This is a genomic window from Brevundimonas sp. TWP3-1-2b1 (genome assembly GCF_049896165.1).
Classification (GTDB): domain Bacteria; phylum Pseudomonadota; class Alphaproteobacteria; order Caulobacterales; family Caulobacteraceae; genus Brevundimonas; species Brevundimonas subvibrioides_B.
This window is the reverse complement of sequence record NZ_JAFCTT010000015.1, coordinates 68575-76874: the sequence shown is the minus strand read 5'-3', so window position 1 is coordinate 76874 and position 8300 is coordinate 68575. Positions and strand designations below refer to the sequence as shown.

The following is an 8300-nucleotide window of genomic DNA, read 5'->3' as shown; positions in this document are numbered from 1 at the left end:
CTACGCCCTCCCTACGCCCCAACCCTCGCAAGCGGTGCGCTCGTGACGTCCATCCAGAACACCAAAAGGGGGTCCCTATTGCACGCCTATAGGGGGTCCCTTTTGGACGCCGATTGACATTGCCCGGTCTGCGGTGCCCCTCCAGAGGCGCAACAGCACGAGCATGAGCACCGCGATATCGAAATGGCCCGTCGCGCCGCTGAAGCGGAAATATCGAAGATCCGTCTCCAACAAGTAGATCTGGCGACCACCGTCAATGATGCGAAGGAAGAGCTGCAACTGACCGCGTCGCGATTGGCGCATGCTTCGGATGCCTTGCGCCAAGTGGAGGCCAAGCTCGCGGCTGTGGCTCCTGACACGAACGAACAACAGCGCCGATTTGTGGAGATCATCGCAAGGCGGGATCGCCTCGCAAGAGGGTTGGAGCTGATGACCCGTAAAGAGCAGTTGGAGAGGCAGAAAGCTCGTCTCGAAGCGGCGCGACAGGAGCGACCTAAATCAAACTATGTCGGTGGTCTTACGACTCAATCGGCGCAAGAATTCGCCGACGAGGTCTCAGTTGTTCTCGATGCTTGGGATTTTCCCGGTCAGCGCCGCGTGACCTTCGACCTCGAAACATACGATATCATCATCGATGGCAAGCGCCGCCGCGATAACGGGAAGGGCGTGAGGGCGATCACACACGCTGCGTTCAAGGTCGCGCTGCTTACTTTCTGTCGCAAGCGCAATTTGCCTCATCCAGGATTCCTGATCCTCGATACGCCGCTAGTAACCTATCGCGACCCGATCACATCGAAGGGTGGTTCGCTAAGCGATGACGAACGCCAGATAAGCAATTCGGACCTAAAGGATCGGATGTTCGCCCACCTCCATTCTTTGGGGAGCATGGGTCAGTTCATTCTCTTCGACAACGCCGATCCACCCTCGAACGTCGGAGCCTTTGGAAGTATCGAACTGTTTACCAACGATCCCCTTCAAGGCAGGCAGGGCCTTCTGTAGCGCTGGTGGGAGGCCAGGTCTTGACTAGGATTCGGATGGTTCGCCAACCGTCGTCAATGCGATGGCCTGTCAGCAACGGATGTCGCGTCAAAGTGGCTTCCCACTGGGTACCCACTGAACTCCCAAGCGCAAGGGCCTCCAGCCTCATCGGCCGGGCGGTCCCTCGTTAGAGTGGCCGTGGAATGGTGGTGCCGCTTAGGTGACTCGAACACCTGACCCCCGCATTACGAAATCCAGTCAAGCCGACCGGTCAAACCCAGTGCTGGCATGGGTTTGGAGGACCACCGGCGGCTTCGAAAGCCGGCCGACCCACCCCCTTCCCAGTCTGGATGGAGGGGGTGTTTCCAACGCTCCTGAGCTGCGGCGCCTTCCGGTGGGCGCGTCCATAAATCCGACCTGCGCTATACCTGCAAACGCGATCGAAGGCGGGGCTTCCAGGTGGCGTATCGGCGGGGTGCCGCAGTCGGCACTCGATCATCTCAGACACCCAACGGGCCCGCTGTTCTGAGCGGTGGTTGAGCGTTTGTCGCCAGGACGATTTCAGGCGTATCAAGATTATTCTTTCCAACCGGAGGCCCGCATGGCTGACACCGATCAATCCGCACTTCTGGCCATGACCACGGGCATCGTAGCCAACTTCGTGGCCAACAACCGGGTGACCCCGGATGAACTGCCCGGGTTGGTCACGATGGTGCACGGATCGCTCAACCGCCTGGGTGGTGATCCAGAGCCAGAGGAAGCGGACGCTCCGGCACGACTGACGCCCGCCGCGATCCGGAAACTCATCCAACCTGATGGCATCGTCAGCCTGATTGACGGACGGAAGTTCAAGTCGATGAAGCGACATCTCTCGCTCCAGGGCTTCACCCCGGAAAGCTATCGGGAGCATTTTTCCCTGCCGAAGGACTTCCCGATGGTGAGTCTCGAATATGCGGCCCAACGGTCGGCGTTGGCCAAGTCGATGGGCTTGGGAGTAGGCGGGCGTCAGCCGAAGAAAGCTGAGATGGTGACGAAACCGGCGCGGAAGGCCAAGACCCCGAAGTCGTAACGACGTCCAAATCGCACTGGCTGGTAGAGGAAGTTATGCGGTCTTCTCCGTCGTGTTGACTGAGTTGGCGAACGTCCGCTTTTCGGCCCGATGTCAAAGACGCATGTCGACCCATAGCGGACACTCACATAGTCGGCTCCCGGCCTCAGGCCCGCGCCAAATCCGCTACGGCGCGGATGATGTCGCGGGGGCCTGTCGGCTTTTCGAGGCGCACGACATCGGCGAATTCTTTGGGAATGGACTTACTGTCATAGCCGGTGAGGAAGACGAAGGGCGCGCCGGCTTCGCGAAGGGCGTGAGCGATTACGAATGATGGACCCGCGCCCAGGTTGACGTCGATCACAGCAGCGGTGATCCGATGGCTTTTGACGGCTTCCAAGGCATCGGCGGTGGTCCCGAACGGTCCGATCACTTCGGCCCCGGCCTCGCTCAGGGCACTGGTGGCGTCCTGGGCGAGATAGAAGTCGTCTTCCAGAACCAGCACCGTCTGGCCGACCAGGCTCGGTTCGCCCGTCATATCTATCGATCCTCCGGAAACTCCGCTCGGCATGGGGGCGGTTGTTTCAAGGATGCTCGCTCCCGGCTGCAAAGGGAACTCGATAAAGGCGCGAGCGCCTTCAGGTCCTATCACGATCTCACCACGACCGCGCAGTTCGTAAGGCACGCGCTGTTCGATGAGCTGGCTGCCGAAACCCTTGCGCGTGGGTGGCGACCAGTCGGCGGGCGCGGGACGACGTTCCGTCCAGTCGAGCCTGAGTAGGGGAGACCCATCGGCTCCATGCACCTGCCAGGCCACCTCGACCATGCCCTCGGAGACAGACAGCGCGCCGTATTTCAGAGCATTGGTGGCCAGTTCGTGGATGGCCAGCGACAGGACCTCCGCTGCCTTCGGAGAGATCACCACCTCGGGTCCCGACAGCGAGTATTGGCCTTGGTGGTCCGCTTGCGCCTCAAGTTCTTCACGGACGATCAAGCCGATCTCGACGCCGACGTCGACGCCGCGCGTCAGCAGCGTCTGCGTTCTGGCCAAGGCCATCAGGCGACCGATTATCAGCCCTTCGTAAGCGGCCACGCTTTCCGCAGTTGCGGCCGTCCGTTTGGCCACCGAGCGCAGCATCGCCATAATGTTGCGAACGCGATGTTGCAGTTCGGCGAGCAGCACTGACTGGTGCTCTGCCAACAGCTTCGCCTCGGTCACATCGGTGCCGATGCCGCCGACCCACTTCACGCCGTTTTCGTCGAAGAGTGGGAAGTCGTGATCCCTGATCCAGCGGAAGGTGCCGTCCGACGGACGCCTGATACGGAATTCATGCACCGCCGGGTCTCCGCGCCGTGCCAGTTCCAGATGCCCCAACGCCACGTCCCGGTCCTCGGGAACGATTAGCGCTCCCCAGTGCTGCACCGCGCCCATCGCCCTTTCCGGCGCCATGCCGTACACGGTTGCGAAGGCCGGGCTTAGAAACTCCATGTCCATCGTGTCCGCTCGCCGGATCCACAGCACGTCTGTGGAAGAGGCGGCGAACTGCGAGAAGCGTGCCTCGCTTTCGCGCAGCGCCGTCTCAGTGCGGGCGCGCTCCACCGCCGTCCAGGTGCGTTCGGCAACCTCTTCGACAAGGGAGACTTCGCCCTGTGTCCAAACCCGAGGGGCGGTCGAGGTGGCCACGATCGCCCAAAGCGGGTTGTTCTCGCCTTTGCGCAGGGTCGCGGCGATCAAGGCACGAATGTCGAGGCCTTCGATACTGGCCCGGTCGCCGTCCGAAAGCCCCTCCATCCCCCCGACGTCGTCGATCACCAGCGTTCGATCCCTCGCGATCTCGAAAGCCTCGGGGAAATCGGACAGACGCACCTGAGCAGGCAACGGCGCCAGATGGTCGTCGTGCACCTGGTGGGGAAACTCGGCCGTGTCTTCCGCCAGCCGATAAATCCCAACGTAGCAGCGATCGAGCCGCATCTGCTCCATGAGCATCCGGAGCGCTCGTTCTGACATGGCCTCGGCGTTCGGTTCCGCCCGCAAGGCATCGCTGAGCTTCAGTAGGAAAGCCTGTTGCTCCTCGCCTTCGCGGCGCGCAGCCTCCGCTTGCTTCGTCGCGGTAATGTTCTGGGCCGCCCCAAACCACTCTAGGATGCTGCCAGCAGGGTCCAGGATGGGGACCGCGCGCGAAACCGCCCACCCCATCCCGCCGTCGATCTGGCGGACGCGGTGCTCATGATTGAAGTTTGCCTTGGTGCGAACCGCCTCGCCTATCGCCGCCAGCGTGGAGGCGTGGTCTTCGACCGGGATGTAGTCTTCCAACCAAGCTTGGCTGGGGCGGGCCGTATCCGCAATAAACTCGCCGCCCGCCAGGGCGCGCAACTCGAGCATGTCGGGGCTCATGACGTAGAAGGCGTCAGTGCTTGCCTGGGTCAAGGCACGCAGGCGGGTATTGCTGGCCAACTGATCTTGATGCGCGCCACGCAACGCTAGCACGACCTGCTGGGCAGCCGAAGCGAACCGGGCGAGGCTTTCAACCAAACGTGCGTCCTCGGTCTCGAAATGATCGTCGGCACCATGCTTGATCGTCCAAAGCGTGCCGACGGGCTCGCCGTCGATATGGAAAGGGGCGAGCAACCCCTCGCTGATGCCGGGGTCTGCCTGCAATAAGGCTGGGAACGATCGTTCGGGGTTCTTCATCAGCACGACCGCCTCGCGTGCTATGACCTCACCGCACGGGCTGGCCTCGCGGGGCATCGTCCCGTCGCGATAGGGGGACCAAGCTCCGGCTGTGGCGACCCAGCGAAATGCGCTGTTTTCTCCGCCCGGCTCCAGCAGGCTGATCCCTGCAGATCCGGATCGGGTCAGCTCCATTGTCAGTTCGACGACACGCTGCAAAACCGTTTCAGGCCTGCTGCTTAAAGCTTCGGCGAGGGAGGTGAGGGCTCGGTTCTCGGCCTGATAGTCCGGCGCACGCGATGGCCGCCGCTCAAGATCGCGGGTTATGATGACGCTTTCGACGTCAACCTTTTTGCCGGTACCCATAGTTGTATCGATCCCCCATGTTCCCGGCGTTCAGATTTTAACGACGATCATTCGCAGTGTGCGCGTCAAACTAACAGATAGCGCCTCTGCCCGCAGGCCCGTTTCACCCAGCCAAAGTGGTCTGGTGTCGGGTCGATCTCGGAACCTCCGCGACGAGTGATGCCATGTCCGCTAACCACCCCTAACGGCGGTTCGGAAGGTCTGCTGTCGGCCCTTGGGGTTCAAGGTCCGGTTTCGGGCCCGATGCCAATGTCGTGGTCCGACCCAAAGGCGACCTTGGGGCCTTTCACGGATTGGGCTTGGAGGCGAGAAACGAAACAAACAGTCGAGAAGGTCAGTAAAGTTGCCCGACGACAAACCGGTGTTCAGCTTTGCTCATCAGGTCCAATAGGATGGCCGTCACCTGCGCCCCGCTTCCATTCTCGGTGATGATCCGGAACGATTGTTGGCTCAGCGGCGTAGGGTCAGGGCGGGCCATATTCCATTCTCTGAACAGCCGGGCCTCAATCGCCCTTTCCCCAAGGACGGTTAAGTTCTCATGACGCGTGTCGGCTCGGACGCGGTTCATGAGCACGTCCACATCGCCCCTCTCTCCCTCGACAACTTGGACGAACTTTCCATCAGGTAGTGCCAACGCGCCTGAAATTCCGTCACGCTTGTTGTTGCGGATCGAGACGTTGAATATTGCGTCCAGACTTGGCACGTCGTCATGGGAGATGTTGGAGTCGCTCCTGTAAACCAACCGGATCAGGTTCTTTTTCATCAAATGGGATTTCCGCGAGACTCGAAGCGCTCGCCGCCGAAACGCTGCACTGTTTCAGATGATCCCGGTCGTCAGGCAAACATCGAAACATTGTGCTTGCGGAAGTGACGAGAGGAGTCCGCTTTCCACCCGTTTCAGACGTCCAGGACGTCCGCTTTTCGGCGGCCGCTATCCGATCCAACGCGCCACGCCGAGGCAGACCAAGGCGGCCGCTAACACCAACAGCCATTTGTCAGCCTTCGCCGCGTCAGGATGAACGGGCTTCCCGAGCTGTCGCCGACGGATGCTCCACAGGGCGAAGCTCATCCCGAGTCCGCCGATGATTATGTCGATGTCCGGCGACCAAAGCATACGGCGACCCTGACACCCCCGCCCGCCGAGCGCACCCTCAAAGGACGGCGAGGGTATGGTTCGGGATCGGAAGCTGACCAGCCGCCCAACAGCAGACCTTGACCCCCAACGGGTAGCCTGACGCCTACTCAGCCGGCAGCGCGCTCGATGCTCTCCGTCAGCCGGACGATCGCCTTGGCCAACTGCTCCCGAACGATCGGGCGGGCACCGTCGACATACGCCTCGGTGATGGCACCCCCATCGGCCGGGCCCACGCCGCAAGCTGGTGGCGTCTCCAGGCTGGCGTAGGCGTAGTCTCGACTGTGCGCATGGGACTCACGGCCCCAGTCCTCAATCGTTTGGCCCGTCCAGGTCTCTTCGCGCTCGACGATCAGGGCCTCGACCTCCGCAACCTGCTCTCGCTGGGAGCCGATCGTGGCCGTCACCAGATCGCCATCCCACAAGGCGTGAAGGTTGCGCGACCGGCCCCCCTCGAAGGTGGCGATCGTGACCTGATTGCCGCCGAGATCATCGTTCTGACCGACATGAAGCGGCTGGTGCATGTCCTGCAGAAAATGAGCGAGGTGCTGGAGCGCGAGGAGGCGGGCCATGTCGGATGCGGAAGGATCAGCCAGGACGGCTTCGGCATAGCGCACGGCCTCCGTGACGCAGTTTCCATCGGGACAGAAGCTTCCAGTCGGCACGGCCTCACAGATCGGGGCGCTGACGTAGTGAAGGGGCGACATGTAGGAGAAGCTTGCCATGCGCTCACCGCGCACACAGTCCGCCCAGACCGAGGCGTCGGCCAGGGAGCGGGTCGGGCACATGCTGAAACCCTCCTGACCCGGGGCGACCGCGATCAGGCGATCGACCAACGCTCGGCCCCTTGGCGAGAGGCGTTCGTAGGTCATGTCACCGATCAGCCTATGGCCTGCCGCCCCCCAGGCCGCAGCCGGTGATGCAGAGGCGGCAACGGACAAGATCGCGAGCGAGGCAGCTACGGCGGAGAAGCGGAACATGGTGGTCTCTGAATCAGGTGGTCAATGATCGCGTCTGCCTAAGCCTATAGGGGGCGATCGGTGACGGTTTCCAGTCAGGGGTGACCGTCGGTAGATCGGGCGTCATCGTCTCAACCATCCGCCATTCTCATCTCCGACGTCGCCCCGGGTGGGCGGACAAAGAACGACGCCTTGCCCTCACACCAGCGCCGGCGGCAGGCGGTCGTCGCACCCCACAGCCGGAACTCTGGCCCGCGCGCGGCTTCGACCAGCGCCAGATCCGCCACGATCTCTAGATCACAGACCGAGCAGACAGCCGTGACGACCCAGCCTGCTCGCCGGATAGAGCGAACGGTCGGGCAGGCCTCACGCCAGTCCTTCACCGTATAGCGGTCCAGATTCTTGCGGCCCACGTCAGAACCAGAGAGCGATCGCCGCAGGAGGCACGGGGCCGTCGGGCTGGGTCGCGTTGCGGGTGTAGGAGACCAGGGCCTCCCGGTGCCCGCAGCGGCATCGAAACCGGTCTGAACGCCCCTCGCGCGGCCATTGTCGCCGGCCACCGAACAACGGCCGGGGATCCATCAACACGGCGTGGTCGCACGAAGGTCGGTCACACCGGACGAGCAGCCTCTCCCCGTGATCCGGCACCACAGCTTCGCGGCCGACGCGCGGGCGGTTTGGATCAGGCATGGGGTCACCCGGCCGACGCTGGCCGAAGTCCCAAGGCGCGCAGTTGCTGGCTCGCCGCAGATCGCATCACCGCGCCGGGGACCCTGGCCTCGACACAGGCGAGGATGTCCCTCGCCGCGCCATCAAGGTCGTTCTTGCCGGCCAGTTCCGCGTCGAGATCGGCCAGCAGTTTGGACAGGGATCCATCGTTCATCGTCTCGCTCCAGGTTGCCGACCCGGCGAGGGTTGTGACTCCGTCAGACGGCAATCTGCAAGCAAATGTTCGCGTTATGTTCACGTGGCTGTGGAGAGGTCGGATGCGCAGCCGCCAACCATCGGTCCCGGCCTTCGCGAGCGACCGGTCGATTGCGTTGGTGCTCAGTCGCTTCGTATTGCTTCGAAAAAAAAAAGGCCCCCCCGCCCCGCGAACCGACCGAAGTCAGCGCGCGAGGCGGGGAGGTTGAGGTCAGACCGCGC

7 protein-coding genes are annotated in these 8300 nt (G+C 62.6%); 2 read left to right on the top strand and 5 right to left on the bottom strand.

What is annotated here, in order from left to right; all coding sequences use genetic code 11:
- Positions 1 to 183 precede the first annotated feature (183 nt).
- Positions 184 to 999: a hypothetical protein gene (locus ACP7AB_RS14140; protein ID WP_425992337.1), complete on the top strand. Its 816-nt coding sequence runs from the start codon at positions 184 to 186 to the stop codon at positions 997 to 999.
- 580 nt (positions 1000 to 1579) lie between these two features.
- Positions 1580 to 2047, top strand: coding sequence for a MucR family transcriptional regulator (locus tag ACP7AB_RS14135; protein WP_425992339.1), 468 nt, complete (start codon positions 1580 to 1582; stop codon positions 2045 to 2047).
- A gap of 145 nt (positions 2048 to 2192) precedes the next feature.
- Here ACP7AB_RS14135 and ACP7AB_RS14130 read toward each other — a convergent pair whose 3' ends face one another.
- From ACP7AB_RS14130 to ACP7AB_RS14110, 5 genes are all read right to left on the bottom strand, one after another.
- Positions 2193 to 5063 carry a PAS domain-containing protein gene (locus ACP7AB_RS14130; RefSeq protein ID WP_425992341.1) on the bottom strand — a complete coding sequence of 957 codons (2871 nt, stop codon included), beginning with the start codon at positions 5061 to 5063 and terminating at the stop codon, positions 2193 to 2195.
- 334 nt (positions 5064 to 5397) lie between these two features.
- Positions 5398 to 5826, bottom strand: a complete 429-nt coding sequence (locus tag ACP7AB_RS14125; RefSeq protein WP_425992343.1) for a BLUF domain-containing protein — start codon at positions 5824 to 5826, stop codon at positions 5398 to 5400.
- Between the two features lie 479 nt (positions 5827 to 6305).
- Entirely contained in the window at positions 6306 to 7175 is an 870-nt protein-coding gene (locus ACP7AB_RS14120; RefSeq protein ID WP_425992345.1) for a S1/P1 nuclease, read from the bottom strand.
- Positions 7176 to 7285: 110 nt separating this feature from the next.
- On the bottom strand, positions 7286 to 7567 hold the full coding sequence (locus tag ACP7AB_RS14115) for a hypothetical protein (RefSeq protein WP_425992347.1): 282 nt from the start codon (positions 7565 to 7567) through the stop codon (positions 7286 to 7288).
- Between the two features lie 281 nt (positions 7568 to 7848).
- Positions 7849 to 8037: a hypothetical protein gene (locus ACP7AB_RS14110; RefSeq protein WP_425992348.1), complete on the bottom strand. Its 189-nt coding sequence runs from the start codon at positions 8035 to 8037 to the stop codon at positions 7849 to 7851.
- Positions 8038 to 8300: the final 263 nt, after the last annotated feature.

What these genes read in the sequence shown, in the direction of transcription:
- ACP7AB_RS14140 (WP_425992337.1), top strand. Translation starts at nt 184, where the DNA reads ATGGCCCGTCGCGCCGCTGAAGCGGAAATATCGAAGATCCGTCTCCAA.
- ACP7AB_RS14135 (WP_425992339.1), top strand. Translation starts at nt 1,580, where the DNA reads ATGGCTGACACCGATCAATCCGCACTTCTGGCCATGACCACGGGCATC.
- ACP7AB_RS14130 (WP_425992341.1), bottom strand. Translation starts at nt 5,063, where the DNA reads ATGGGTACCGGCAAAAAGGTTGACGTCGAAAGCGTCATCATAACCCGC.
- ACP7AB_RS14125 (WP_425992343.1), bottom strand. Translation starts at nt 5,826, where the DNA reads ATGAAAAAGAACCTGATCCGGTTGGTTTACAGGAGCGACTCCAACATC.
- ACP7AB_RS14120 (WP_425992345.1), bottom strand. Translation starts at nt 7,175, where the DNA reads ATGTTCCGCTTCTCCGCCGTAGCTGCCTCGCTCGCGATCTTGTCCGTT.
- ACP7AB_RS14110 (WP_425992348.1), bottom strand. Translation starts at nt 8,037, where the DNA reads ATGAACGATGGATCCCTGTCCAAACTGCTGGCCGATCTCGACGCGGAA.